A 26,458-nucleotide genomic window follows, 5' to 3' on the forward strand; every position below is an offset into this window, starting at 1 on the left:
TTCAACCCAGTCTCCTTGGACCAGGAAGGCCCAGCCCTCTTGAGCACCGTCACGTTCCGGCGCCCGCCGCGCCGGCCGGGCCCTCAGCTGCCGCAGGGCGAGCTGACCCTCCAGGAACCACCCGCACTGCCCGAGTCCCAGAGCGCCATGAGCGGCGTCATCACCTATCTGCCCATGGCGTTGAGCTCGCTCGGCATGGTACTGATCTTCATCAGGCCCGGCGAGAGCAGCGGCATCCTGATGTGGGTCGCGATCGGGATGATGCTGCTGTCCGCAGTGGGCATGCTGATCAGCCAGTTCATCCGCGCGGCCGGTGACCGCAAGCGACGGCTGCGCGGTGAGCGGCGCGACTACCTGCGCTACCTCGCCACCAGCCGCCGCCGTATCCGCAAGGCCATCGACGAGCAGCGGCGCGCCGATGCCTGGCACCACCCCGAGCCGGGCTCGCTCGTCTCACTGGCGCGCGGCGGACGGCTCTGGGAACGCCGCACCACCCATGAGGACTTCGCCGAGATCCGGGTCGCCACCGGCACCCGTCAGCTCGCGCTCACCCTCAACCCGCTGTCCACCAAGCCCGTCGAGGACCTCGAACCGCTCTGCGCCCACGCGCTGCGCCGCTTCATCCGGGCGTACTCGACGGTACCGGGCCAGCCGATCGCGGTCCGGATGCGCTCCTTCGCCCGGGTGATCCTGCTGTCCGGCAGCAAGGACGGGGAGGAGACCGGGCCCCCCGGCACCGACCACGCCGCGGCTGCCGAGCGGAACCTGGAGACCGCCCGCGGCGCCGTCCGCGCCATGGTCTGCCAGCTCGCCGTCCTGCACGCCCCGGAGGATCTCGCCGTCGTGGTCGTCGCCGACGGCGGTGCGCTCCCCGGCTGGGAGTGGGTGAAGTGGCTGCCGCACGCCCAGCACACGTCCGACACCGACGGCGTGGGCAGCGCCCGCCTCGTCGCCGAAGCCGTCTCCGAACTGGAACCGCTGCTGGGTGAGGAGTTCGGCGGGCGCCCGCCCTTCGAGCCGGGCGCCGAGCCGAGCCGCGACGAGCCGTACACGGTCATCGTCCTGGACACCGCCGCGGTCCCCGCGGGGGCGCGCATAGCCGGGGCCGGCTACCGCAATGCCCTGGTCCTCGACGTACGCGGGGTCCTCGACGACGCCCCCGAACGCGGCTCACTCCGCTTCCGTGTCACCCCCGGCGACCTCTCGATGGTCACCACCGACGCGGACGGCAAGACCGTCGAGACCTCCGTGGGCCGGCCCGAGACCCTCGGCCCGCGCGCCGCCCGCGCCCTGGCCTCGGCCGTGGCCCCCTTCCGGCTGGGCGCCACCGCCCGCTCCGAGCAGCCGCTCCAGGAGGACATGGAGCTGACCGGTCTGCTCGGCATCCACGACCTGCACTCCGCGGACCTCACCCGGCTGCACGAACGGCGCGCCCCCGGCGACCGGCTGCGCGTCCCCATCGGACTCGCCGCAGACGGCAGCCAGGTCGCCCTGGACATCAAGGAGTCGGCGCAGGGCGGGATGGGCCCGCACGGCATGCTCATCGGCGCCACCGGATCGGGCAAGTCGGAACTGCTGCGCACCCTGGTGCTCGGCCTCGCACTCACCCACTCGTCCGAGACGCTCAACTTCGTACTCGTCGACTTCAAGGGCGGTGCGACCTTCCTCGGCCTCGACAGGCTGCCGCACACCTCCGCGGTCATCACCAACCTCGCCGACGAGACGGCGCTCGTGGACCGTATGCGCGACGCCCTGCACGGCGAACTCATGCGCCGCCAGGAGCTCCTGCGCAAGGCGGGCAACTACGCCTCGCTCATGGAGTACGAGAAGGCCCGCGAAGGCGGCGCCGACCTCGCGCCGCTGCCCACGCTCTTCGTCGTCGTCGACGAGTTCAGTGAACTCCTCGCCGCCCACCGGGACTTCCTCGACCTGTTCGTCATGATCGGACGGCTCGGCCGATCCCTCGGCGTGCATCTGCTGCTCGCCTCGCAGCGGCTCGACGAGGGCCGCATCCACCAGCTGGAGTCCCATCTCTCCTACCGGGTGGGGCTGCGGACGTTCTCCGCGATGGAGAGCCGCGGTGTGCTCGGTGTCCCGGACGCGTACGAGCTGCCGCCCCAGCCGGGCAGCGGCCTGCTGAAGAACGACGTCGGCACGCTCACCCGGTTCAAGGCCGCATTCGTCTCCGGGCCGTACCGGGTCATCCGCCCCGCGGTACGCCAGGCGGTCGTCGCCGGACAGGTGGTGCCGTTCCAGGCGGGCTGGGTGCCGCCCCGCCAACTCCCGCAGAGCGCAAGTGAGCTGGCGGGAGCGGAAGCCGAGACGGCCGCGGCCGAGGAAGCGTCCGCCAGCCTGCTCACCATCGCCGTCGAGCGGCTGGAGGAGTCGGGCCCGCACGCCCACCAGGTGTGGCTGCCCCCGCTCACCGAACCGCCCACGCTCGACCTGCTGCTGCCCCCGCCCGGCTCACCCGCCGCGCGCCGGCTCACCGTGCCGGTCGGCATCGTGGACCGGCCGTTCGACCAGCGCCGCGACGAGCTGATCGCCGATCTCTCCGGTGCGGGCGGGCACGTCGGCATCGGCGGCGGCCCGCAGAGCGGCAAGACCACTCTCGTCCGTACGCTCATCACCGCCATCGCCCGCACCCACACCCCGCGCGAGGTGCAGTTCTACTGCCTGGACCTGGGTGGCGGCGGGCTCTCCGCGCTCTCCGGACTCCCGCACGTCGGTGGCGTCACCGGCCGCCTCGACCCGGAGCGGCTGCTGCGCACCGTCGCCGAGATCACCGGGCTGATCGCCCGCCGCGAGCGGCAGTTCGCCGATCACGGTTTCGGCTCCATGGCCGACTACCGGCGCAAGCGCGCGGCCGGTGAGTTCGCCGACGACCCGTACGGCGACGTGTTCCTCGTCGTCGACGGCTGGAACACGATCCGCCAGGACTTCATGGACCTGGTGCCGACCTTCACCCTCATCGCGTCCCGCGGGCTCAACTTCGGAGTCCACCTCATCATCGCCGCGACCCGCTGGGGCGAGATCGGGAGCGCCCTGCGCGACCAGCTCGGCACGCGCTTCGAGCTGCGGCTCGGTGACCCCGTCGACTCCGCGATCAACATGCGGGCCGCGGCGACCGTGCCGAAGGTCCCCGGCCGGGGGCTCACCGACGAGCAACTGCACTTCCTGACCGCGCTGCCCCGTATCGACGGGGACTCCTCCGTCGACACCCTCTCGGACGGCGTCGACGCGCTGGTCCGCGAGACGGCCGCCGGGTGGGACGGGCCCAAGGCGCCCCCCGTCCGGATGCTGCCGCTCACGTTGCCCGCGTCCGAACTGCCCGAGCCGGACGGCGACCTGCGCGTCCCCATCGGTATCCGGGACGTCCAACTGGACATCTTCCACCACGACTTCGAGGAGAACCCGCACCTGGTCGTGGTCGGCGACGCGGAGTCGGGCAAGACCAACCTGCTCGCGCTGGTCTGCGAAGCCGTCACCAAGCGGTACGGGCCCGCCGAGGCCCGGGTCATGGTCACCGACTACCGGCGCCGCCTGGCCGGGGCCGTACCCGAGCCCTACCGCCTCGGGTACGCCGTCGGCCCGGCCCAGCTCCAGGAGATGGTCTCCGGTTCGGCCCGCGCCATGGCGGACCGGGTGCCGGGACCGGACATCGCACCGGAGCGGCTGAAGCTGCGCGACTGGTGGAAGGGGCCGAGGCTGTTCGTGGTCGTGGACGACTACGAACTGATCGGGAGCGGCGGTCCCGACCCGTTCGCGCCGCTGCTGCCGTATCTCGCCCAGGGCGCCGAGGTGGGACTGCACCTGATCGTGGCCCGCAGCGCCAACGGCGCGTCCCGCTCGATGATGTCGGATCAGCTGCTGCGCCGGCTCGTCGAGGCCAACACCCCGGTCGTACAGCTGTCCTGCCCGCCCGCCGAGGGGCAGATCGTCACCGGTACGAAGCCCCGTCTGCTCCCGCCCGGACGCGGTCTGTACATCACGCGCCGCAACACGGTGCAGGTGCAGACGGCGCTGCGCGGCGAGGAGGCGGAGGAAGCGACGGGGCCCGCCGAGCAGTAGGCAGGGACGTGGGCGGAGCAACAGGCGCAGCAGGAAGCCGACTTGGGATCCGGACTCCGCTGCGTACGGATCCGGCGCCCGGAGAGGTGCGCGATCCCGTGTGATGTCAGCGCCGTGTCAGCGGGGCGTGATCTCCTGTTGCCAGGTGCGCCCGCCGCCGGTTCGTACGGCGGCGGGCGCCCTGGCACGTCCCCGGCGCACGACCGGCCGGGAAACCGAAGAACGAACACGCGGACACCGCGAAGAGAGGATGCGCCGGATGGGCGTCACCGAAGGACCGGACACGGCAGCCGGATCGGCCGGATCCCCGATCGGAGAGGACGCGAGGGGCGCGCTGCGCCGGGCCGCGCTGGGCCGGCTGCCCGAGCGGCGCCGGGTCGCTCTCGGTCTCGACGGGCTGGCCCAGGAAGCGGGCGTCGAACAGGGCCTCGCGCACGAGGAGTTCCCCGGCGAGTGGGACCTGCTGAGCGATCTGGTCCTGGGCGCCTACAACGCGATGAGTGATGCCGCCGAGGCCGGGGCCGAGCGGGCGAGGGCCGAGGGCGTCGGGCTGCTCGGGCGCTGGACGGCCATCTGCCTGGGGGTACGGCGGTGGGCACTGGACCACCCCGACGAGTACACCCTCATCTGGGGGTCACCGGTGCCGGGATACGTCGCGCCCCCGGAGACCATGGTGGCCGGAGCCCGCACCGTCCTCGCGCTCCTGGGCACGCTGCGGGAGGCCCAGGAGACAGGGGTGCTCGACACCTACGCGGGCGACCCGGAACCGTCGGAGGGCATGCGGCGCAACATCGCACCCCTCGCCGAGGGTCTGCTCAGCGGCCTCCCGGACCAGACCATCGCCCGCTTGCTGACTGCCTGGACCCAACTGCACGGCATGGTCGGCTTCGAGGTCAACGGGCACATCGCCGGTGTCGCCGCCGACCCGGAGGCGTTCTTCGCCCACACCGCGGAGTCCATGGGGGTGTTCATGGGGCTGCCGCGGGGGTGAGCCCGACAGCGGTGGCGGTACGGAGCGCCGGTATGGCTCCCCGCCCCGCCACCGGCGTGGCTCCCCGTCCCGTCGTCCCGGGAGCTCCCGTCAGACCCCGGCGCGCCAGCCCCGGCGGCGGGCGCGCGGCAGCACCACCGCGAAGAAGGCCGTCAGCGCGACGATGCCCGCCGCGCCCCCGGCCACCGCGACGGCGCCCGCATGGGCGCTGTCGCCGGTACTGGCCGCGAGCTGCGGGGCGGGCGCGGGCTTCGCGGGGCGGGGCGCCGACGAGGGCAGTACGGCCGTCACCGCGCCCGCCGGGTCGACCGTCCCGGCGCCCGTCAGCGCGCGGAGCCCGGGGCTCGGGTACGCCGTCGACGTCAGCCGGTCCGTGAGCTGCTGGACGGTCAGGCCGGGACGGTAGCCGTCCACCAGCGCGGCCGTACCGGCCACGAACCCGGTCGCCAGGTCCGCCCCGCTGCCGCTGAAGTGCCCGGTACCGCCGGGCCCGATGCTCATGAGACTGGTGCCCGGGGCCGCGATGTCGGGGGCCGTCGCGGGCGCGGCCTTCTGGTCGGGGCCCCCCCCGGGAGCGAGCCCGGCGACAGCCAGTACGCCGGGCAGCGCCGCCGGGTAGGCGGCCGGGGCCGGGGACCCGGACGAGTCGGTGATCCCGTACGCGGGGGCCACCACGAGCACGTTCTTCCGGACCGCTTCCTGTACGGCCGAGGTGAGCGAGGCACTGCCGCGGTTCAGCGCGATCGGTACGTCCACCACCCGCGCCCCGCCGGACACCGCGGCCCGGATCCCGGCGGCCACCTTGTCGGCGGTCGCCGAACCGTCCTTGCCGGTCACCCCGATCGCCAGGATCCGCGCGTCGGGCGCGACCCCGGCGAACCCGACACCGGACTTCTGCCCGGCCGCGACGACGCCCGCCACGAAGGTGCCGTGTCCGATGCAGTCCTTCCCGGCGGTTCCGCCCGACACGACATCGGGCCCGGCCTTCACCCGCCCGGCGAGTGCCGGTGCCTCGTCGACCCCGGTGTCGACCACGGCGACGGTGACACCGGCGCCCCGGGACGACGGCCAGGCCCGGGAGGGCGCGATGAGCCGCTGGGGCCACGGGGTGAGGTCGGAGTGCTTCTTGGACGGCTTGACGCAGCCGCCGTCGGAAGGCGGACCGGCGCTGACGGAGGGGAGGCTCGGGCTGTCCGCGGCCTCGGCCGGGGAGGCTGCCGAGACGCTCACGAGGAGGGCGAGGGCGGCGGCCGGGAGCAGTGCGGTGCGGGGCGGCATGGTCATGATCCTATGACCTGTCGAAGCGCCGCCCCAGCCCCGTACTTCACCGGACCGACGAGACCACCAGATCCTCCGGCAACAGCAGCCGCAGCTCCCGCGGCCCCGCGTCCGGCATCGTGCTCAGGCGCCCCGCCTGCCGGGTCATCATCGACTCCAGCACCCGCCGCGCGAACCTCGCGTTGCCGAAGTTCTCGTCCCGCGGCACCTCTTCGAAGTACCGGGAGAGCAACTCCACCGTCTCCGGGGCACAGTCGTACCCGTCGCGTTCGCACTGCCGCCGGACGATCTCCACCAGATGTTCCGCCGAGTACGACTCGAACGTGACCCGGCGCGAGAAGCGCGAGCCAAGACCGGGGTTCGACGCGAGGAAACGGTCCATCTCCCGTTCGTAGCCCGCCACCACCACCGCCGTGTCGTCGCGGTGGTCCTCCATCAGCTTCACCAGGGTGTCTACCGCCTCCTGCCCGAAGTCCGAACCCGAACCTCCCGCCGGGGTCAGCGCGTACGCCTCGTCGACGAACAGCACCCCGCCCCGCGCCCGCGCGAAGACCTCCTGGGTGAGCTGCGCCGTGTGCCCGACGTAGCGGCCCACCAGGTCGGCCCGTGCCACCTCCACCAGCTGCCCCCGGGGCAACACCCCCATGGCGCCGAGCAGTTCGCCGTACAGCCGGGCCACCGACGTCTTGCCGGTGCCCGGCGGGCCCGCGAAGACCAGGTGGTGGCCGACCGACGGAGCGGGCAGCCCGGCCGCCCGGCGCCTGCGGGCCGTCGCCAGCAGGTTGACCAGGTCCTGCACCTGCGACTTGGCGTCCTCCAGGCCGACCAGTGCGCCCAGTTCGGCCATGATCGCGTCGAGCCGGGTGGTGTCCGCGGGCTCGCTCTCGGCCGCGCCGATGGCTGCCGCCGCCTGCTCGCCGACGTCCGAGGGGAGCAGCGTCGTCAGGTCCTCCTCGGAGACCTCCGGCATCTCGGCGAGCCGCAGCGCCTGCCGGTCGATCAGCTCCTCGAAGACCTTGCGGGCGGCGCGCGCGTTGCCGAACGACGCGTCCTTGTGCATCCGCCCGAAGTGCACGGCCAGCGCCCGCTCGGTGTCCTCACCCAGCGTGTAGCGGTTCTGCTCGCACTGCTTGCGCACGATGGTGATCAGCTCGGGGACCGTGTAGTTCTCGAACTCGACGGTACGGTTGAAGCGCGAGGCCAGCCCGGGGTTGGACGCCAGGAAGGTGTGCATCTCGGACGAGTAGCCCGCCGCGATCACGACGACGTCGTCGCGGTGGTCCTCCATCAGCTTCACCAGCGTGTCGACCGCCTCCCGCCCGAAGTCGGCGCCGGAGGACCCGCCGCCCTGGGTGAGCGCGTACGCCTCGTCGATGAACAGCACGCCGCCCATGGCCTGTTCGAAGACCTCGGTGGTCTTCATGGCGGTGCCGCCGACCACCTTCGCGACCAGATCGGCGCGGGCCACCTCCACCAGATGCCCGGAGCGCAGTACGCCCAGGGCGGCGAGGATGCTCCCGTACAGCCGCGCGACGCTGGTCTTGCCGGTGCCGGGCGGGCCCGCGAACACCAGGTGGCGTGCGGTGGCCGGGACCGGCAGGCCCGCCTCGCGGCGGCGCCGGGCCAGCCGGTTGAGATTGACCAGGGTGGCGACCTGCTCCTTGACGGCCCGCAGCCCCACCAGTTCGTCCAGCCGGGCGAGTGGCCCGCGCGGGTCGCCGGGAGCGCCGTCCGGGGCGTCGGCGTCGCCCGTGATATCGGGCTCGCCGTTCTCCTCGCTGGTCAGCCGGTCGAGCACCAGCTCGCCCTCGGTGGGTGTACGGCGCACCCCCGCACCCTTGTTGCCGGTGATCGTGCACCCCGCGGCGCGCACCCGCAGCCGACTCACGGTCCGCAGCCCGTCCCCGCCGCCCGCGGTCAGGATGCACTCGGTCAGCTCGGCCGTCGCCTCCGCCCCGATACTCGCCCCGTGCCGTCCGGCGCCCCGCACCCGGACCCGTATCGCCGTCAACCCGGCCTCGGCGCCGTCCACTTCCAACCCGTCGCCGCCCGTTCCGTCGACCTCGCAGTCGACCAGGGTGAGGACGCCGCCCGCCACGACCGACACCCCGGCCCGCGCGGAGGACCGTACGGCCGTGCCCTGCAGAGCCGGGCGGGCGCCGTCGACGTGGACCCCGCAGCCGCCCGCCGAGGTCACCGTGGACGCCTCGATCTTCCCGTGTGCCTTGCCGCGCAGCTCGATGCCGTGGCCACCGGTGTCCGTCACCTCGACCCGTCGCAGCACCGGGTCGGCGCCCTCCGCGACGACGATGCCGTGCCCCACGACGCCGGTCACGGTGACCCGGTCGAGGCGGGCGGTGCAGCCCCCGGTGAGGATGATGCCGTCGGCCGCGCCCCCGGTGACCTCCGTACGGAGCACGGTCGTCGACGACCCGTCCTGCACGAGCAGCCCGGCCGAACGGGCCCCGCTGATCCGGGCGTCGGCGACCGTGCCCCGGGAGCGCCCGGTGACCGCGATGCCGTGGCCGCCCGGACGGTCGATCCGGATCCGGTTCAGCTCGGGGTCGGTCCCGCCGGAGAGGGTGACGCCGTGGGTCGTGCAGCCGGTGGCCGAGCAGTCGGCCAGTACGGTCTGCGCGGCCGTCGATATGTGGAAGCCGATCACACAGTCCTCGACCCGTACGTCGGTGAACCGCGTCGTGGCGTTCTCCTCCACGGCGATCCCGGGCTTCACGGTCCGCTCCACCGTGACATCCGTGAAGCTGCCGCGCGCCCGCCCGTTGGCGAGCACACCGTTGCCCCCGGCGTCCCGCACCGTGCAGCCGCGCACCTCGGTGGACGCGTCCTCGCCGACCACGATCCCCGAACTGCCCAGCCGCTCCAGCACGCAGTGCTCGACGACACTCGTCCGCGACGACAGGTCCACGATCCCGGCGCCCGCCGGATTGCTGACGGTGGTGTCCCGGATGGCGAGCGACCCCTCGTCGCGCGAGAGCAGCGCGGTCCAGGAGTTGCCGTACACCTCGCAGTCCTCCAGGGCGGCCTGACCGCGCGGCACGTCCACCACCGGCTCGTCCTCGTCCCCGCCGCCGCCCGCCACCAGCCGCAGCCCGGAGAGCTTGACGGCCTCCGCGAGCACCTGCACCGCGCTGCCGCTGCGCGGGGCGATCTCGACCGCCGAACCCGGCTCGTGGGCGACGACCGTGACCAGCTTCGTCACCACGAGGTTCTCGTCGTACCGCCCGGCCCTGACACTGATCACCGAGCCGCCGCGCGCCGCGTTCAGCGCCTCGCCGATGGTGCGGTGGTCGCCCGACCCTGCCGGGTCAACGACGATCAGATGGCGCGCCACAGCGGCTCCCTCGTGCTCGGTACTCCGGTACTCCGGTGGGCCGACGGCCGACCGACCGGGCACCATCATGCCAAGGCACGGGGTGGGGCGGCTCCCGGCCCGGGGCGTCGGACCTGCGACGTCCCGCCCGGGGCCCGTTCACCCAGCCAGGTGAATCCCGGCAAGCATGCACGTTTCTGCGCCACAGCGCTTTCTAAGGTGTGTGACGTCGCCCTGGCCCCTGCCGACTGACCGTTGATGCCGACCGATCGTCGGCGCGGATACGACCGGGGAGCTGCCATGGACGTGATGGACATGTCGGGGGCGCTGCCCGAACCCGGCCCCTGCGCCCGCAGTTACACGGTGGGGCCGTTCACCGTGGTGGAGTTCCGGGGCGAGGTCGATCTGGTCTCGGCCGACTGCATCAGGGTGCACACCGACGCCGCCACCGCGCACCGGGGCGCACGGGTGATCGCCGACCTCCGCCCCGCGACCTTCATCGACTGCGCGGCACTGGGACTGCTCTGCCGGGCCAGGCGGCGGGCGCTGGACCGCGGCGGGTCCATCGACCTGGTCTGCACCCGGCCGCTGCATCTGCGGATGCTGCGGGTGACCGGTCTGGACAGTTACTTCCGCAGCAGCGCCACCGTCGCCGAGATCTCCGCCTGAAGGACGCCGGCCGCCAGGTCCGCGTCGCCCGCCCGGACCGCCGCCACCAGCGCGGTGTGCCGTTCGGCGCCGTGGTCCGGCGTGTGGTCGCGCAGGCCCAGCAGCGACACCAGCTCCACGAGCCCTTCGCGCAGTGCGGGGACGAACCGCTCGTAGAGGTCCGTCAGTACCGGGTTGTGGGCGGCGGCGACCACCGCGCTGTGCAGCGCGATGTCCGCGTCGACGAAGGCCGCGTCGTCCGCCTCCGCTGCGGCCGTGCGCCCGGCCAGGGCCGTGTCCAGCGCGGCCAGATCGGCGTCGGTGCGCCGGGCCGCCGCCAGCCGGGCGGCCTGGACCTCGACCATGGCCCGTACCTCGTAGACATCGGTGACCGCCGCCCGGCGCAGCCGCGTCGGCCAGTCCTCGGCGGCCTCGGTGGCGACGACGAAGACCCCGGCGCCCTGCCGGGGCCGGAGCAGCCCCTGGCCCGCCAGCGCGCGCACCGCCTCCCGGACGGTGGAGCGGCCCACGCCCAACTCCTTGGCGAGGGTGGTTTCGCCGGGCAGCTTGGTGCCCACCGGCCAGTTGCCCGCCGTGATCTGTGCACGCAGGCGCTCGGCGGCCTGCTCGACCAGCGGGCTGGCGCGGAGGGCGCCCAGGGGAGGAGGTGACGACACCGGCCCTACCTCTCAGGTTGTCTGAGGAGTTGATTCGTGGTTACTGTACCCGGCATGAAGCTGCGTGGTCTCCTTCTCGGCCGCCGCGGCGGGGCCTGACGCGACCGGCACCCCGCCGCGGGGCTCGGTGCTGCCGGTCTGCGAAGGCCGACGAGAAAGAAGTCCGCTCATGCAGTTCCCGACGATCCGCACGCCGTCCGGACCGGTCCCCGCCGGCGCTCCCGGATGGAATCCCCAGCGCGCCGGCTCCATGCCGTCCCAGCGCTACCGGTCCGCCTACGAGCGGGTCTCCGTCCCGCTGACCGCAGCCGAACGCACCTGGCCCTCACGGCAGTTCGAGCAGGCCCCGCTCTGGGTACCGGTCGATCTGCGCGACGGGAACCAGGCGCTCGCCGAACCGATGGACCCGGCCCGCAAGCGCCGGATGTTCGACCTGCTCGTGGCCATGGGGTTCAAGGAGATCGAGGTCGGCTACCCGTCGGCCAGCCGGACGGACTTCGACTTCGTACGGCAGCTGGCCGAGCCGGGCGCCGTGCCCGACGACGTCACCGTCGTCGTCTTCACCGCCGCCCGCCCCGACCTCATCGAGCGCACCTTCGCCTCGGTCGAGGGGCTGCCGCGTACCGTCGTCCACCTCTACACCGCGACCGCGCCCACCTGGCGCGAGGTCGTCCTGAGGCGCACCAGGGACGAACTGGTCGCTCTCGTAAGGGAGTCGGCCGGGCAGATGGCCCGGCTGGCGGACGCCGCCGCGGGTTCCGTACGGTTCGAGTTCTCCCCGGAGGTCTTCAACCTCACCGAGCCCGACTTCGTCCTGGAGATCTGCGACGGGCTGACCGAGCTGTGGGACGCCTCCCCGGACCGGCCGGTGATCCACAACCTGCCCGCCACGGTGGAGATCGCCACCCCCAACGTCTACGCCGACCAGATCGAGTACATGCACCGCCACCTGGCCCGGCGCGACTCGGTCATCCTCTCCGTCCACCCGCACAACGACCGCGGTACGGGCGTCGCCTGCGCCGAACTCGCCGTACTCGCCGGGGCGCAGCGCGTCGAGGGCTGCCTCTTCGGCAACGGCGAACGCACCGGCAACGTCGACCTGGTGACCCTCGCGCTCAATCTGCACGCCCAGGGCATCGACCCGATGGTCGACTTCTCGGACATCGACGAGATCCGGCGCACGGTCGAGTACTGCAACCGGCTGCCCGTGCACCCGCGGCACCCGTACGGCGGCGACCTCGTCCACACCGCGTTCTCCGGCACGCACCAGGACGCCATCAAGAAGGGGATGGCCCACCAGGCGGGGCGCGAGCTGTGGACCGTGCCGTACCTGCCGATCGACCCGGCCGACGTGGGCCGCGACTACGAGGCCGTCATCCGGGTCAACAGCCAGTCGGGCAAGGGCGGCATCGCCTACCTGCTCCAGACGGGATACGGACTCGATCTGCCGCGCCGCCTCCAGATCGACTTCTCCGGCGTGGTCCAGCGGGCGACCGACGACAGCGGCGAGGAGATCACCGGCAAGCAACTGTGGGAGCTGTTCCGTACGACGTACATCGCACCCGGCGAGGACGGGCCACTGCCACTCGGCGACTGGCGTACGGCCGAAGTGGCCGAGGGCGAGCACGAGTTCAGCTGCACCCTGGCCGGGCGGCCGTACCGGGGCACCGGCAACGGCCCGCTCTCCGCCTTCACCGCGGCGCTCGCCTCGGCGGGCGTCGGGACCGACATCCTGCACTACGCCGAACACGCCACCGGCGCCGGACCGGACAGCCAGGCCGTCGCGTACGCCGAGTGCCGGATCGGCGGGCGGACGTACTGGGGCGCGGGCCGGGACACCTCCGTACTGACCGCCTCGGTACGGGCGGTACTCGCCGCGGCGGGCCGGGCGGCGGAGACCCCCGGACACTGACCCGGGGCGACCCGCCGGGAAACCCGCTGGCAGGGCCGCCCCCGGCCCTGCCAGACTCGGTGACCATGTCCAGGACCTTCGAAGAGCTGGTGGCCGAGGCCGCGTCCGTGTCCGTCGACGGCTGGGACTTCTCCTGGCTGGAGGGGCGCGCCACCGAGCAGCGCCCCTCCTGGGGGTACGCCCGCGCGATGGGGGAGCGGATGGGCCGGGCCTCGGCCGCCCTCGACATCCAGACCGGCGGGGGCGAGGTGCTGGCCGGTGTGGAGAAGCTGCCGCCGGTGGCCGTCGCCACCGAGGCCTGGCCGCCGAACGTCGCCAGGGCCACCGCGCTGCTCCACCCGCTGGGGGCCGTGGTGGTGGCCGATGCCGAGGAGCCGCCGCTGCCGTTCGCCGACGGGGCGTTCGACCTGGTGGTCAGCCGCCACCCGGTGAAGGCGTACTGGACGGAGATCGCCCGGGTACTCGCCCCCGGCGGCACGTACTTCTCCCAGGAAGTCGGCCCGGCCAGCGTCTTCGAGCTCGTCGAGTACTTCCTCGGCCCGCAGCCCGAGGCACGCAAGGGCCGCGATCCGCAGCAGGCGCGCGCCGAGGCGGAGGCGGCGGGTCTCGACGTGGTCGATCTGCGGCTGGAGTCCCTGCGGACCGAGTTCTTCGACATCGGGGCTGTCGTCTATTTCCTGCGCAAGGTGATCTGGATGGTGCCGGGCTTCACCGTCGAGGCGTATCTGCCGCAGCTCAGGGCGCTCCATGAGCGGATCGAGGCGGACGGGCCGTTCGTCGCGCACACCACGCGGTTCCTGATCGAGGCCCGGCAGCCCGCCCGGTAGGACCTGTCCGGCAGCCCGTCCGGTAGGACCTGTCAGGCCGCCCGCCCTCACCGAAACCCCACCGCGTCCGTACACTCGCCGGGTGTCCGCCGTGCTGATCGTCGTCATCGCCGCCTGCTTCGGCGCCGCCGCGGGGGTGCTGCTGCCCCGCCCCGCCTACCGGCTGGCCGTCGAGCCCGGGACCCCGTGGCAGGACACCACCCCCTCCGGGCAGCCCATCGCGGGCTGGCTCGGCCCGGCCCGCGCCGGTGACGGATGGTACGGACCCGGCACCCCGGTCACCGCCACCGTCACGGCCCTGTGCTGCGCCGCGCTCGCCGCGGCGGCGGGGCCCGTGCCCGAACTGGCCGTCTGGGTGCTGCTCGCGCCCGCGCTCGTCCTGCTGGGGATGGTCGACCGCGCGGTGCAGCGGCTGCCCGACGTCCTCACCCTGCCGATCCTCGCGGCGACCGCCGCGCTGCTGGGCGCCGCGGCCCTGGTGCCCGGCGCGAAGGGGTCCTGGACGGCGGCCCTGCTCGGCGGACTCGCCCTGGGCGGCGGGTACTTCGTGCTCTTCGTCATCAACCCGAACGGGATGGGCTTCGGTGATGTGAAGCTCGCGGCCGGACTCGGCGTGGCCCTCGGCTGGTACGGCTGGGGAGTGCTGCTGCTCGGCGCCTTCGCCGGGTTCCTCTACGGCGCGCTCTACGGCGCCGCGCTGATGGTGCGGGGGCGGGCGGGCCGTAAGACCTCGATGCCGTTCGGCCCCTTCATGGTGGCCGGGGCGTTCACCGGTCTGTTGCTGGGCGGATTCGGAGCGTCATGACGGCACGCCGTGGCAGCGAACACGACTTACGAAGGGTTATGGTGGAAACCCCCCCTCGGGCCGGTCCGTATCCCCCCCCACGGACCGGCCCGTTTTTTTGTGCCCTGTTTCCGGGCCCGGGTCTCAGCCGCGTCCGGCCCAGATGTTGGTGCCCGCGGTGTCCACGGCGAAGGAGTCGATCTCCGCGAGCTCCTCGGCGCTGAGCGGGGCCGCCGACAGGGCCGCCACGTTCTCGTCCAGCTGCTTCACGCTGGAGGCGCCGATGAGCGCGGAGGTCATGCGCGGGTCACGCAGCACCCAGTTGAGCGCCAGCTGGGCGAGGGACTGCCCGCGGCGCCCGGCGATCTCGTTGAGACCGTTGAGCCGGCGCACCACCTCGTCCGAGAGCAGGTCCGGGTCGAGCGACTTGCCCTGAGTGGCCCGCGAGCCCTCCGGGATGCCCTTCAGGTACTTGCCGGTGAGCAGCCCCTGGGCGAGCGGCACGAACGAGATGCAGCCCATTCCGGCCGTCTCCAGCGTGTCGAGCAGGTTGTCGTCCTCGGTCCAGCGGTTGATCATCGAGTACGAGGGCTGGTGGATCAGGGCGGGGACGCCCATCTCCTTGAGGATGCGAGCGGCCTCGGCGGTCTGCTCGCTGTTGTACGAGGAGACACCGACGTAGAGCGCCTTGCCCTGCTGCACGGCGGAGGCCAGTGCCCCCATCGTCTCCTCCAGCGGAGTCTCCGGGTCGAAGCGGTGGGAGTAGAAGATGTCGACGTGGTCGAGACCCATCCGCGTGAGCGAGGCGTCCAGCGAGGACAGCAGGTACTTGCGCGATCCCCACTCACCGTACGGACCGGGGTGCATCAGGTAACCGGCCTTGGTCGAAATGACCAACTCGTCCCGGTACGGTGCGAAATCCTGGGCGAAGAGCTTGCCGAAATTGAGCTCGGCGGAACCGGCCGGCGGGCCGTAGTTGTTCGCCAGGTCGAAATGGGTGATACCGAGGTCGAACGCGCGGCGCAGGATCTCGCGCTGCGAGTCGAGGGTGCGGTCGTCACCGAAGTTGTGCCAGAGGCCGAGAGAGACAGCGGGGAGCTTCAGCCCACTGCGACCGCTGCGCCGGTACTCCATGGAGTCGTACCGGTCATCAGCGGCGAAATAACGAAGAGATTCAGTCACAGGCCCTTCCCTATCACGTACTTGTGACAGGCCGGGTTGGGCCGCCGTGACCGCTGCGCAGTACTGTGGCGACTCGGGCGATTGCCATTGCACGGAGGGTTGAACTCAGTGAACTTGCGCGACCTGGTGTACGGGCTCTACGCACGTCGGGTGGAAGGCCGCCTCGACCACGACCAGGTCCCCAAGCACATCGGCGTCATCCTGGACGGCAACCGCCGCTGGGCCAAGGCATCGGGCGGCACCGCAGCTCAGGGCCACCGCGCAGGCGCCGACAAGATCTCCGAGTTCCTCGGCTGGTGCGCCGAGACCGACGTCGAGGTCGTCACCCTCTGGATGCTCTCCACGGACAATCTCGACCGCCCCGAGGAGGAGCTCGTCCCGCTCCTCGGCATCATCGAGGACACCGTCCGGAACCTGGCCGCGGACGGCCGGTGGCGGGTCCATCACGTGGGTACGCCGGACATGCTGCCGGGCGGAATCCAGACAGTTCTCAAGGAGGCCGAAGAGGCCACCGCGAACACCACCGGAATACTGGTCAACGTCGCCGTCGGCTACGGCGGCCGGCAGGAGATCGCCGACGCGGTCCGCTCGCTGCTCCACGAGCACGCGAAGAAGGGGACCTCCTTCGAGGAACTCGCGGAGATCGTGGATGTCGAGCGGATCTCCGAGCACCTCTACACCCGCGGCCAGCCCGACCCGGACCTGGTGATCCGTACGAGCGGCGAGCAGCGGCTGTCCGGATTCATGCTCTGGCAGAGCGCCCACTCCGAGTACTACTTCTGCGAAGTCTTCTGGCCCGCCTTCCGCAAGGTGGACTTCCTGCGGGCGCTGCGCGACTACGCGGCCCGCCACCGGCGCTACGGCGCCTGACGAACCCACTCCCGGCCCCTTCTCCCAGGCCCCTTCCCTCCGGCCTCTTCTTCCGCCCCTCTTCGTGTCCGTATCCCCGGTCCGTCTCCCGACGAGGCCGGGACCGGGCCGCGTTGCCCGGCATGTGACGTCCGGCACGTGACGCCTGGCACGTGACGCCCGGCACATGACGCCTGGCACATGACGTCCGGCACCCGGCTGCCCGGTGTCCGGCGGATGAACCCACCGGCCGGACGGCCGCCCCTGGCATGACGGTGTGCGTTCGCGGGAATACCCCTTGCAGGTCGACGTCCGGTCCACGGATGTCGTATCTCAGTGAGCGGCCCAGTTCCGCTCGCCCGGGAGGCCCTTTGCACCAGGACGACCGTGCGGTGAGCGCGGGCGACGCGGAGGGCCGGGACCCGGCCTCCGTACTGGTGGAGGCCCCGCCCCGGTCCCAGCAGCCCGCGACGCCGTCGCTCCCCGACCTCAGCGCGTTCTCAGAGGGGGTACGTCCTTCCGTGGTGACCAGCACTAAGCGCCGCATGCCCGACAGGCGCACTTATGTTCTCGACACCAGCGTCCTGCTGGCCGATCCGAACGCCATGACCCGGTTCGACGAGCACGAAGTGGTGCTCCCGATCGTCGTGGTCACGGAGCTGGAGGCCAAGAGGCACCATCCGGAACTCGGATACTTCGCCCGGCAGGCACTCCGCCTGCTCGACGACTTCCGGGTGAGATACGGACGCCTCGACGCCCCGCTCCCCATGGGCGAACTGGGCGGGACCCTGCGCGTCGAACTCAACCACTCCGATCCCAGCGTGCTCCCGGCCGGATACCGGCTGGGGGACAACGACTCCCGGATCCTCGCGGTCGCGCGCAATCTGCAGGCCGAGGGATTCGACGTCACGGTCGTCTCCAAGGACCTGCCGCTGCGCATCAAGGCGTCCTCGGTGGGGCTACTCGCCGAGGAGTACCGCGCCGAACTGGCGATCACGGACTCCGGCTACACGGGGATGAGCGAGCTGACGCTCTCACCCGACCAGGTGGATCTCCTCTTCACCGAGGACACCCTGTACGTGCCGGAGGCGGCGGAGCTGCCCGTACACACCGGACTGGTGCTCCAGTCGGAGCGCGGCAAGGCACTGGGCCGGATCACGGCCGAGGGCAATGTGCGGCTCGTCCGGGGCGACCGGGAGGCCTTCGGGCTGCACGGCCGCAGCGCCGAGCAGCGCATCGCACTCGATCTGCTGCTGGATCCGGACATCGGCATCATCTCGATGGGAGGCAGGGCGGGCACCGGCAAGTCCGCGCTGGCGCTCTGCGCCGGCCTGGAGGCCGTACTGGAACGCGGGCAGCACCAGAAGGTGATGGTCTTCCGGCCGTTGTACGCGGTCGGCGGCCAGGAGCTCGGCTATCTGCCGGGTTCCGAGTCCGAGAAGATGGGGCCCTGGGCGCAGGCGGTCTTCGACACGCTCTCCTCGGTGACCAGCCGGGAGGTGATCGAGGAAGTGGTCGGCCGGGGCATGCTCGAAGTCCTGCCGCTCACTCACATCCGGGGCCGCTCACTGCACGACGCGTTCGTCATCGTGGACGAGGCCCAGTCCCTGGAGCGGAACGTCCTGCTGACCGTGTTGTCCCGTATCGGGTCCAACTCGCGGGTCGTGCTGACCCATGACGTCGCCCAGCGCGACAACCTCAGGGTCGGCCGGTACGACGGAGTGGTCGCGGTGGTCGAGAAACTGAAGGGACATCCGCTCTTCGCGCACGTCACCCTGACCCGGTCCGAGCGGTCGCAGATCGCCGCACTGGTGACCGAAATGCTGGAGGATGGTCAGCTCTAGCCAGGTATTGACCAGTTGGAGCCGCCCGGCAAGGCGCAGGAGCCTAGCCGGGCGGCTCTCCGTTGCGCAGCAATCTCCAGGATTCTCGTGCGCCAAACGGGGTGTGAGCTTTCCCACTCGGTGGACGTTTGCCTTGTGGCGTCCGAGTCGGGCAGAGTCTTGCTTCCGTCAGGCCCCGCATGCGGCACACGTACACCCTCAGGGGTGCAGCACCACACAACTCAACACTTGCCGCCGCATGCCGCCCGAGCACCACGCGGCACTTCCGCAAGGGAGTTGCCCACCGGGTCCGTGCCTCCCGTGACCGGTTGTTGGGGAGGACAGCGCCAGGGGCACGATTGCGTCCGCGAGGTCACGAGCGGTCGCTGCTGGAAGGAAACCGTGTGAGCCGGATTTCGGTCCGGGGATTCGCGGTGGCGTCAGCCACTGCGGTCACCACCGTAGGAGCAGTTGTCGGCGTCGCATCGGGCAGCACGATGCCCGCGGGCGACAACATCGACGCCGCCTCCGCCGCGGACACGACGACCCTCGCGGAGATCCCTGACGGCCAGCAGGCCCAGGTCGCATCGCTGACGCAGCAGGCAGACACCCAGGCGGTGCAGGCCGACGCGGCAGCCAAGAAGTCCGCGGAGGAATCGGCCCGCATCCAGGCCGCCAAGGACGCCAAGACGAAGAAGGACGCTGCCGACGAGGCAGTGGCGAAGGCCAAGAAGGAGCGCGAGAAGGCGAAGGAACTGGCAGCCAGCCGTTCCGCCACGCGTGACGCGAGCAGCTTCGCGCCGCAGAGCTCCTACTCGATCTCGCAGATCCAGTCGATGGCGCGGCAGATGATGCCGGCCGACCAGTTCCAGTGCTTCAGCAACATCGTGACCCACGAATCCGGCTGGAACTACAAGGCTGTCAACCCCAGCACCGGGGCCTACGGTCTTGTCCAGGCTCTGCCCGGCTCCAAGATGGTGTCCGCCGGAGCCGACTGGCAGACCAACCCGGCCACGCAGCTCAAGTGGGGCCTGAACTACATGAACGGCAGGTACCACAGCCCGTGTGGCGCCTGGACGTTCTGGCAGGCAAACACCTGGTATTAAAAGCGTTTTCTACGCTCAACTTCACGGAGCCCCTCGCCGTCCTTCGGTGAGGGGCTCCGTGCGTGTACGGTCGGGCTCCGGAGGCAAGCGGGCGGGGGAGAGGACCAGGATGTCGAAGCTGCCGGACTGGCTGGAGCGGGTGGGGTCCGAACTGACCCACCTGGGCGAGCGGTTGGAGGAGCGCAAGGCCGAGGCCGACGAACCCCACGGGGTGCGAGCCGTGGAGGCAGGCGAAGCCGAGGACCATCACGCCGCCCCCGGTCAGGTCCCGCCGCCCCCGGACTACGCCCCGGCCGTCGCGGCCCGGCCCGACCCCGTCGCCGCCGTTCCGTGGGGCGTACGCGTCGCGGCGGAGGCCGGCTGGCGGCTGCTCGTTCTGGCAGGCACGCTCTGGGTGTTGATGCGGGTCATCAGCGCCATCCAGCTCGTGGTCCTCGCCTTTGTCGGCGCACTGCTCGTCACCGCACTGCTCCAGCCGACCGTTGCCAGGCTCCGCCGGGCCGGGCTGCCACGCGGGCTCGCCACCGCGCTGACCGCGATCCTCGGGTTCGTCGTCATGGGCCTGGTCGGCTGGTTCGTGGTCTGGCAGGTGATGGAGAACCTCGACTCGCTCTCCAGCCGCGTCCAGGACGGCATCCAGGAGCTCAAACGCTGGCTCCTGCACAGCCCGTTCCACGTGACCGAACAGCAGATCAACGAAGTCGCCAAGAGCCTGAGCGACAGCATCGGCCACAACACCAACGAGATCACCTCGGCCGGACTCCAGGGCGTCACCGTCATCATGGAGATACTCACCGGGATGCTCCTGGCGATGTTCTCGACGCTCTTCCTGCTGTACGACGGGGCGCGCATCTGGCAGTGGGCGCTGAAGCTCGTCCCCGCCCAGGCCCGTCCCGGAGTCGCGGGCGCGGGGCCGCGCGCCTGGCGGACACTGACCGCGTACGTGCGCGGCACGGTGATAGTCGCGCTGATCGACGCGATCTTCATCGGCCTCGGGCTCTTCTTCCTGGATGTCCCGCTGGCCGTGCCGCTGGCCGTCTTCATCTTCCTCTTCGCGTTCATCCCGCTGGTCGGTGCGGTGATGTCCGGAGCTCTCGCGGTGGTCGTCGCGCTGGTGACGCAGGGCGTGTTCACCGGGCTGATGGTGCTGGTGGTCGTCCTCGCCGTGCAGCAGATCGAGGGGCACGTGCTCCAGCCGCTCATCCTGGGCCGCGCGGTCCGGGTCCACCCGCTGGCCGTGGTCCTCTCCGTCGCGGCGGGCGGCATGATCGCCGGCATCGGCGGCGCGGTGGTGGCGGTTCCACTGGTGGCGGTCACCAACACGGTGGTCGGCTACCTCCGGGCGTACGGCAGGGACCAGGCCATCGGAACGGCGCCCACGGCGCACGCACCGGCGGGGACCGCCCCGCCCCGGCCGGAGAGCGAACCACGGCCGGACGCCGGGACGGGGTCCGCGCTGGAGGACCCGGCGTGATATCCGAGCCGGAGATAGTGGGGGACTTCGGGTCGAGCCCCGGCACGGACGTCCTGACGGGCTCCGCAGCGAGGGAGCCCCGGGAACCGCGTCCGCCCCGGCCCTGGCGCTGGGCGCTGGGCGGGGTACTGATGGCCTCGGTGGTGTGGGCGGGGGCGCTGTACGCGTACCGCCTCCAGCACGACGAACAGCCCGACACCCGCGGCTACTCGATGGGCCTGGACCTCTGCCAGGACGTGCGGCTCACCGCACTCTCCGGCGAACTGGGCAAGCGGTCGGACGACTCCCACTGGGGGAGCCGGAACCGCGCCCTCGACCTGGCCAGCTGCCATGTGCGCCTGACCCCCGCGAGCGACGGGTCGCAGCGGAAACGGGGCACACCGAGGGTGAGTTACGAGGCCGAGGTCACCGTCTCCCTGCACCGGAAAGTCGATCCCGCGCCCGAGTTCGAGGCGCAGAGCCGGAGCCGGGAGTGGTTCGCGGATGCCGGTCCCAGCAAGGTGGAGGAGGTGCCGGGGCTGGGTGACGAGGCGTATCTGGCCACCTTCGACGACGGGACCGACGCCCTGCCCAAGCTGGAGGTGCGCGACGGGTCCGTCGAGCTCACCCTGATGCTGTCCGTCACCTACAACTACGACCAGGAAGACGACCCGGCAAAGCTGGCCGAGCCGGTGGCCCCCGACATGGAAGCGTTCCAGCCGCAGATGATCGCCGACATGCGCGCCCTGATGGACCGGCTCAAACACCGACGGACCGAATGAGCGAGGGGCCCCGCCGGACGCTGCCGACGGGGCCCCTCGCCACACACACGTACTGCCTACTCGGCCAGCACGGCCTCGGAGTCGAGCGTCACGCCGACCGCCTGCAGGACGGCCGCGATCTTGAAGGCCTCCTGGATGGTCTCGCGGTCCACGCCCGCCTTGCGGAGCACCTGCTCGTGCGAGTCGAGGCACTGGCCGCAGCCGTTGATCGCGGAGACGGCGAGCGACCAGAGCTCGAAGTCGACCTTCTCCACGCCCGGGTTGCCGATCACGTTCATCCGCAGACCCGCACGGAGCGTCCCGTACTCGGGGTCCGACAGCAGGTGCCGGGTCCGGTAGAAGACGTTGTTCATCGCCATGACGGCCGCGGCGGACCTGGCCGCCGTGTACGCCTCGGGGGAGAGGTTCGCCTTGGCCTCGGGCTCCAGCTCGCGCAGCACCTTCGGCGACCGCGACGCGATGGCGCAGGCGAGGACGGTGCCCCACAGCTGCTGCTTCGGCAGGTCGCTGTTGCCGATCACCGAACCGAGGTTCAGCTTCAGGTCCTTGGCGTAGTCCGGTACGGCGGACTTCAGTTCGTCGAGTGACATCCGGAGATCAGCTCACTCGCCCGAGAGGAGCGCGACCGGGTCCAGGGTGTTCTCGCCCTTGGTCCAGTTGCAGGGGCACAGCTCGTCGGTCTGCAGGGCGTCGAGGACCCGCAGGACCTCCTTGGGGTTACGGCCCACGGAACCGGCGGTCACCATCGTGAACTGGATCTCGTTGTTCTGGTCGACGATGAAGACGGCGCGCTGCGCGAAGCCGTCAGCACCCTCGATGCCGAGGTCACGCATGAGCTCGTGCTTCGAGTCGGCCAGCATCGGGAACGGCAGGTCGGTGAGGTCCGGGTGGTCCTTGCGCCAGGCGTGGTGCACGAACTCGGAGTCACCGGAGAAGCCGAGGACCTGGGCGTCACGGTCGGCGAACTCGTCGTTCAGCTTGCCGAAAGCGGCGATCTCGGTCGGGCACACGAAGGTGAAGTCCTTCGGCCACGCGAAGACGATCTTCCACTTGCCCTCGTAGGTCTTGTGGTCGATCTGCGCGAACTCCTTGCCGCTCTCCAGCGAAACACAAGCAGTCAGGTCGAACTGGGGAAACTGGTCACCGACAGTGAGCACGAACTCTCCTTGCAGCGGAGGAATTCCCTTTTGGGGCGTTCCTGAGGGTTGGACGGATTACAGAGTGACACAGCATCCATTGATCACAGAAATAGCACATGCCGCACTGATTGATCGGATGTGCTTATTGGGTGGCGTTGACGAGAGCCGGGAAAGATCAGTAAGGCAGGCGCGCGGACGACCCCGTTGCCAGGAGTGGCCGCGGCGGCGGGCGAACGCGGGCGCCCTGGTCGGGTCGATGGGCAGACTTCGATGATCGGTGCTCGCCGGTCGCCTCGCTGTCCGGTGGGTGCAGGGTGTCAGCTATCGGTTGGCGGCCAGGCGATGCCTGCCGCCTGAAGCATCCGCTGGTACTTGGCCAGCTTGCGGCGCATGGGAATTCGTACCGCGCACAGGTAGAGGATGTAGGCCAGCGAGATGCAACCTGCGACCAGCGCCGAGGTCGGAGTAATCCCTCTGATCAGGAGGGCAAGGAAGAGGCCGAGGGGTACGGCGAGAGCCAGGCGCCAGAGGCGCTTCTTGCCGATTCCGCCGAGGAGGTCCACCTGGATCCTCGCGTGCAAGAGGTCCACCTCCGGCCGGACGTCAGGGCGAGGAGTGAGGCCGTCGCCCCCCTCCAGCATTCCCGGGAACGGGCCGTTCGGAAGCGGGTGCGGGTACTGCTCTTGCGTGCGCCTGGCGCGTTCCTCGGCGTCGGGCAGGCGACGGAAACCGAAGATGGGGAAACTTCGTCCGGACGAGGAGTAGGGGGCCAGCCCCATGTAGCGGTAGCCGTACTGCTCGGCAATGTAGGCGTAGGCCGCCAACTGGGACTTGGTGCGCCAGGGGTTGATCAACGTGTGCATCTGCACGTTCTGAGAGCCGTCTTCGAGGAGCTCACTGAAGTACTTCCGCAGTATCATTATCAGTTCCCTTCATTCCCTGAACTCCCGGCTGTCGCCATGGTTTCATGGCGAAGGTAGCGATTGCACCGCAGCTCGTACCTCAACCGCCCAGGCGATGTGGCAGTGCATCACGGCGATGCCTGGGAGGGGAGTGGGCGACGGCGGAAGCATTGAAGTGGACTACTGCGGTGGGGACTTGTTCGTGAAGCGCCCACAGGCAGCGAGCGGGGGGAGTGAGCTCGATAATGGGTTCCGAGAAGTACCCGAACCTGGGATTCGACCCGGCACCAGGAGACCTGGAGACTGTACGTCTGCTGGTGGCCGTAGTGGGCAAAGTTACTCATCATGGGGGCGAGGCTCAGACCCATCTGAACAAGCTGGGTACGTCTGACGCAATTTGGGTTGGCAAGTCCGCCGATGCGTTCTCTGACTCAGTTGCAAATATTCCTCCCTACCTTGAGAAGGCCCTTGACTCGTTGAGCACTGCTCATAGGGCGCTGTCGACTTGGGAAAGCAGCCTGAGTGGATTCCAGACGCGTGCTCGCAGGCTCGAGGAGGAGGGTGCCACAGCTGCCCAGAAGGCGAGTTCAGCGAGGGGCGAACTGGACCAGATGCCGGTTGACGTGTCTCATATGTCGGCCAAGGAGAAGGAGGAGCACGAGAAAGACAAGAAGGGCAAGCAGTCGGCGTACGACTCGGCCAGCTTTGACTTGGACGATGTGCGTAATCGGGCCCATGCCCTGTACGCGGAGTACTCGTCTGCTGGCGACGACACCAGTCGATTGATCAAGGGGGCCGCGGATGACGCGCCTCCCAAGCCTGGTTGGTTCGACAGGCTCGTTCACGACATCGGCGAGGTATTGGACAACGTCGCCGATCTGCTCACCGACCCAAAGTTCTGGGCACTCATAGGCGACGTCCTTGCGGATGTCGCGATGGTGCTTGCCGTTGTCGCCCTGATTTGCCTTCTTCCTGGTGTTGGAGAGATCGCTGGGTTGGCAATGGTGAGCTTCCTCGTCGGTGCGGGCGCCTTGGGTGCGCATGGCCTCGCCATGGCGCTGGGAAGCAAGGACGTCACATGGAAGACCTTGGCTTGGGACACGCTGGGAGTCGTCGCTGGCGGCGCCAGCCTCGGCGGGGCCAAGCTGGCGAGGGTCGGAAGCAAAGCAATGCAAGCCGGTAGTGAAGCCGTGTCCGGTGGTCGAGCGCTGCGTGCAGGTGAAGGCTTCATGGCCAAGGGCGGACTGAAGACGATCAAGTCAGGCATCCAAGCCTCAGGGCGCGGATACGCTCAGGCCGCCAGAGGGTGGGTGCAATACAGTAAGGGATTTGCGCAAAACGCCGTTGGTGAGGCGACTGACTTTACGGCCACGGTATCGGGAGCGGCTTTTGCATTCGGCTCGAATATGACCGATACCAGATGGTCCGATGGGAAATTCAAGGGAAATGATATCCCAGTCATTGGACCGTTCCTAGGTGTATTTCAGGACCAGCCTGGGAAAAGAGTTGAGGCCCCCGGGCTCATGGGGCCGCAACCAGACTCCAACTCAACACTCAGTGCCACGGGAAACAGCTTCGCCCAAGGTATCCAGCCTACTCAGGCGGTGCCTGTCGCATGATCCAGCAAGTGGCAGAAATGCAACCGCGCCGAATTCCTTATGCGTTCCGCTATGAGATCCCGGAGGAGTTCACCTGCCTTCCTGACCCCACTGCATCCGACGGGTGGGATGAGGTGATGAGGGAGCTATTGCCGGCAGCGGACGACGAGCAACGAAATGCTGCCAGCCAGCAGTTGCGTGGCCAGCTGCCGCAGCTTTCAGGCGAGGCTGAACAGTCAGTGATCCTCACTGCGATGTGCTTGGGCATTGAAGAGGTGGGTGACGAAGGCCGGCTGTCCATGGGTCTGCTGGCGGTGTCCGTGCGATCCAGCGATCACAGTGATCAGCTCATGACTGCTGAAGGTATCTACCGGGCGAAGGAACAGAAGTTCTTCGGTGAAGGCGGGGCTCCGCTGCAAGAAGTCGACTATGAGTTGGGGAAAGGTACGCAGGGGCCACAAGACATGCTTCTCGCCGCCAAGCTGCCCTCTGGGCCGGGGGTCATGTCTACCTCTTTGCGGTCTCTCAAACTGCCAACCAGCGATGAGACCTTGCCGGGGATGGTGCTTCCGGTGGCATCACTGCAACTTGTTATCCCAGCGCCAAGGAATTACATCGTTTATGTCACGATTGCCACGCCATCAGTCTTTTTGTTGGACTCCTACGGCGAGAGGTTGGCACACATCGGCCGAACTCTGTCGTTCGATTCCCCAGAGGCGGAGTAGGAGACGAGCTCTTCTCTAGTTCGGAGAGTTCCCTCGTCTCGCCGTTCACTGGAAGATGAGGGGCCTCGACTATTTTCTACCCCTTGCCCTCGCGGGACTTCTTGAGCTCGTCGTACAGCTTCTGGTCGAGCCTCGTGAATTCCTCGGAAGCTTTGTTCGCGAACTTAGACACACCCTTTGTCAGCTTAGCCAGTTGGCCGAAGCCGTAGTCCCATGAGCCCGCGAAATCATTGCACGCGGATTCTAGTCCCTCGTGGCCTAATTGCGTCGAGTCTGTGCGGGCCATTTCCCTGGACGCACTCTTCATCTGGCCGCCGCTGTTCTCCAGGGTGTGGGCCATCTCCTTGACTTGGTCGCCAAAGAACCTCAAGAAGGACACT

21 protein-coding genes are annotated in these 26,458 nt (G+C 70.0%); 13 read left to right on the forward strand and 8 right to left on the reverse strand.

The window, feature by feature from the left end; all coding sequences use genetic code 11:
- Positions 1–39: 39 nt before the first annotated feature.
- A complete protein-coding gene (gene eccCa, locus NBY69_RS09550) occupies positions 40–4,071 on the forward strand; it encodes a type VII secretion protein EccCa (RefSeq protein WP_250299850.1) in 4,032 nt (1,343 codons plus the stop codon).
- A 259-nt stretch (positions 4,072–4,330) separates the two neighbouring features.
- Positions 4,331–5,062 (forward strand): TetR-like C-terminal domain-containing protein, encoded by a 732-nt coding sequence (locus NBY69_RS09555; RefSeq protein ID WP_250299852.1) that lies wholly within the window; start codon positions 4,331–4,333, stop codon positions 5,060–5,062.
- A 90-nt stretch (positions 5,063–5,152) separates the two neighbouring features.
- On the opposite strand, the gene NBY69_RS09560 is transcribed toward NBY69_RS09555, so the two are convergent.
- Entirely contained in the window at positions 5,153–6,340 is a 1,188-nt protein-coding gene (locus NBY69_RS09560; RefSeq protein ID WP_250299855.1) for a S8 family serine peptidase, read from the reverse strand.
- A 46-nt stretch (positions 6,341–6,386) separates the two neighbouring features.
- Complete coding sequence (locus tag NBY69_RS09565) at positions 6,387–9,692, reverse strand: right-handed parallel beta-helix repeat-containing protein (protein WP_250299857.1); 3,306 nt, start codon at positions 9,690–9,692, stop codon at positions 6,387–6,389.
- A gap of 279 nt (positions 9,693–9,971) precedes the next feature.
- Between NBY69_RS09565 and NBY69_RS09570 the strand changes: the two genes are divergently transcribed.
- Positions 9,972–10,340 carry an STAS domain-containing protein gene (locus tag NBY69_RS09570; RefSeq protein WP_250299859.1) on the forward strand — a complete coding sequence of 123 codons (369 nt, stop codon included), beginning with the start codon at positions 9,972–9,974 and terminating at the stop codon, positions 10,338–10,340.
- Here NBY69_RS09570 and NBY69_RS09575 read toward each other — a convergent pair.
- Positions 10,298–10,996: a FadR/GntR family transcriptional regulator gene (locus tag NBY69_RS09575; RefSeq protein ID WP_250299861.1), complete on the reverse strand. Its 699-nt coding sequence runs from the start codon at positions 10,994–10,996 to the stop codon at positions 10,298–10,300. The two genes, NBY69_RS09570 and NBY69_RS09575, sit on opposite strands and share 43 nt — an antisense overlap.
- Positions 10,997–11,165: 169 nt before the next feature.
- Between NBY69_RS09575 and leuA the strand changes: the two genes are divergently transcribed.
- The 3 genes from leuA (at position 11,166) to NBY69_RS09590 (ending at position 14,540) form a co-directional block, all read left to right on the forward strand.
- A complete protein-coding gene (gene leuA, locus NBY69_RS09580) occupies positions 11,166–12,908 on the forward strand; it encodes a 2-isopropylmalate synthase (protein ID WP_250299863.1) in 1,743 nt (580 codons plus the stop codon).
- Positions 12,909–12,973: 65 nt separating this feature from the next.
- The gene (locus NBY69_RS09585; protein ID WP_250299865.1) at positions 12,974–13,735 is read left to right on the forward strand and encodes a class I SAM-dependent methyltransferase; all 762 of its coding nucleotides are present in this window, start codon (positions 12,974–12,976) and stop codon (positions 13,733–13,735) included.
- Between the two features lie 82 nt (positions 13,736–13,817).
- Positions 13,818–14,540 carry an A24 family peptidase gene (locus tag NBY69_RS09590; RefSeq protein ID WP_250299867.1) on the forward strand — a complete coding sequence of 241 codons (723 nt, stop codon included), beginning with the start codon at positions 13,818–13,820 and terminating at the stop codon, positions 14,538–14,540.
- 123 nt (positions 14,541–14,663) lie between these two features.
- Here the strand turns inward: NBY69_RS09590 and mgrA are convergent, their stop codons facing one another.
- The gene (gene mgrA / locus NBY69_RS09595) at positions 14,664–15,701 is read right to left on the reverse strand and encodes an L-glyceraldehyde 3-phosphate reductase (RefSeq protein ID WP_266641050.1); all 1,038 of its coding nucleotides are present in this window, start codon (positions 15,699–15,701) and stop codon (positions 14,664–14,666) included.
- 108 nt (positions 15,702–15,809) lie between these two features.
- Between mgrA and NBY69_RS09600 the strand changes: the two genes are divergently transcribed.
- The 5 genes from NBY69_RS09600 to NBY69_RS09620 all read left to right on the forward strand — a co-directional run bounded on the left by NBY69_RS09600 (position 15,810) and on the right by NBY69_RS09620 (position 21,714).
- Entirely contained in the window at positions 15,810–16,571 is a 762-nt protein-coding gene (locus tag NBY69_RS09600) for an isoprenyl transferase (RefSeq protein ID WP_250299868.1), read from the forward strand.
- A 500-nt stretch (positions 16,572–17,071) separates the two neighbouring features.
- Positions 17,072–18,394, forward strand: a complete 1,323-nt coding sequence (locus tag NBY69_RS09605) for a PhoH family protein (protein ID WP_284347915.1) — start codon at positions 17,072–17,074, stop codon at positions 18,392–18,394.
- Between the two features lie 383 nt (positions 18,395–18,777).
- Positions 18,778–19,479, forward strand: coding sequence for a transglycosylase SLT domain-containing protein (locus NBY69_RS09610; RefSeq protein WP_250299870.1), 702 nt, complete (start codon positions 18,778–18,780; stop codon positions 19,477–19,479).
- Positions 19,480–19,588: 109 nt separating this feature from the next.
- Positions 19,589–20,953 (forward strand): AI-2E family transporter, encoded by a 1,365-nt coding sequence (locus NBY69_RS09615; protein WP_250299872.1) that lies wholly within the window; start codon positions 19,589–19,591, stop codon positions 20,951–20,953.
- Positions 20,950–21,714, forward strand: coding sequence for a hypothetical protein (locus NBY69_RS09620; RefSeq protein WP_250299875.1), 765 nt, complete (start codon positions 20,950–20,952; stop codon positions 21,712–21,714). Before NBY69_RS09615 ends, NBY69_RS09620 begins: the two co-directional genes overlap by 4 nt.
- 56 nt (positions 21,715–21,770) lie before the next feature.
- On the opposite strand, the gene NBY69_RS09625 is transcribed toward NBY69_RS09620, so the two are convergent.
- The 3 genes from NBY69_RS09625 to NBY69_RS09635 form a co-directional block, all read right to left on the reverse strand.
- Entirely contained in the window at positions 21,771–22,304 is a 534-nt protein-coding gene (locus NBY69_RS09625; RefSeq protein ID WP_250299876.1) for an alkyl hydroperoxide reductase, read from the reverse strand.
- Positions 22,305–22,316: 12 nt separating this feature from the next.
- The gene (locus tag NBY69_RS09630) at positions 22,317–22,871 is read right to left on the reverse strand and encodes a peroxiredoxin (RefSeq protein ID WP_250299878.1); all 555 of its coding nucleotides are present in this window, start codon (positions 22,869–22,871) and stop codon (positions 22,317–22,319) included.
- Positions 22,872–23,170: 299 nt separating this feature from the next.
- Entirely contained in the window at positions 23,171–23,773 is a 603-nt protein-coding gene (locus tag NBY69_RS09635; RefSeq protein WP_250299880.1) for a hypothetical protein, read from the reverse strand.
- Positions 23,774–24,000: 227 nt separating this feature from the next.
- On the opposite strand from NBY69_RS09635, the gene NBY69_RS09640 reads away from it, so the two are divergent.
- Positions 24,001–25,374: a putative T7SS-secreted protein gene (locus NBY69_RS09640; RefSeq protein WP_250299882.1), complete on the forward strand. Its 1,374-nt coding sequence runs from the start codon at positions 24,001–24,003 to the stop codon at positions 25,372–25,374.
- Positions 25,371–26,078, forward strand: coding sequence for a hypothetical protein (locus tag NBY69_RS09645; protein ID WP_250299883.1), 708 nt, complete (start codon positions 25,371–25,373; stop codon positions 26,076–26,078). The genes NBY69_RS09640 and NBY69_RS09645 overlap by 4 nt, the downstream gene beginning before the upstream one ends.
- Positions 26,079–26,154: 76 nt before the next feature.
- Here the strand turns inward: NBY69_RS09645 and NBY69_RS09650 are convergent.
- Positions 26,155–26,458, reverse strand: a 304-nt coding sequence (locus tag NBY69_RS09650) for a hypothetical protein (RefSeq protein WP_250299885.1), incomplete at its 5' end; no start/stop codon positions are given.

This window comes from Streptomyces sp. A 4/2, from assembly GCF_940670765.1.
In the GTDB taxonomy this organism is placed as follows: Bacteria; Actinomycetota; Actinomycetes; order Streptomycetales; family Streptomycetaceae; genus Streptomyces.

Coding starts and splice junctions, on each gene's coding strand:
- NBY69_RS09555 (WP_250299852.1), top strand. CDS start 4,331: ATGGGCGTCACCGAAGGACCGGACACGGCAGCCGGATCGGCCGGATCC.
- NBY69_RS09560 (WP_250299855.1), bottom strand. CDS start 6,340: ATGCCGCCCCGCACCGCACTGCTCCCGGCCGCCGCCCTCGCCCTCCTC.
- NBY69_RS09570 (WP_250299859.1), top strand. CDS start 9,972: ATGGACGTGATGGACATGTCGGGGGCGCTGCCCGAACCCGGCCCCTGC.
- leuA (WP_250299863.1), top strand. CDS start 11,166: ATGCAGTTCCCGACGATCCGCACGCCGTCCGGACCGGTCCCCGCCGGC.
- NBY69_RS09585 (WP_250299865.1), top strand. CDS start 12,974: ATGTCCAGGACCTTCGAAGAGCTGGTGGCCGAGGCCGCGTCCGTGTCC.
- NBY69_RS09615 (WP_250299872.1), top strand. CDS start 19,589: ATGTCGAAGCTGCCGGACTGGCTGGAGCGGGTGGGGTCCGAACTGACC.
- NBY69_RS09625 (WP_250299876.1), bottom strand. CDS start 22,304: ATGTCACTCGACGAACTGAAGTCCGCCGTACCGGACTACGCCAAGGAC.
- NBY69_RS09635 (WP_250299880.1), bottom strand. CDS start 23,773: ATGATACTGCGGAAGTACTTCAGTGAGCTCCTCGAAGACGGCTCTCAG.
- NBY69_RS09640 (WP_250299882.1), top strand. CDS start 24,001: ATGGGTTCCGAGAAGTACCCGAACCTGGGATTCGACCCGGCACCAGGA.
- NBY69_RS09645 (WP_250299883.1), top strand. CDS start 25,371: ATGATCCAGCAAGTGGCAGAAATGCAACCGCGCCGAATTCCTTATGCG.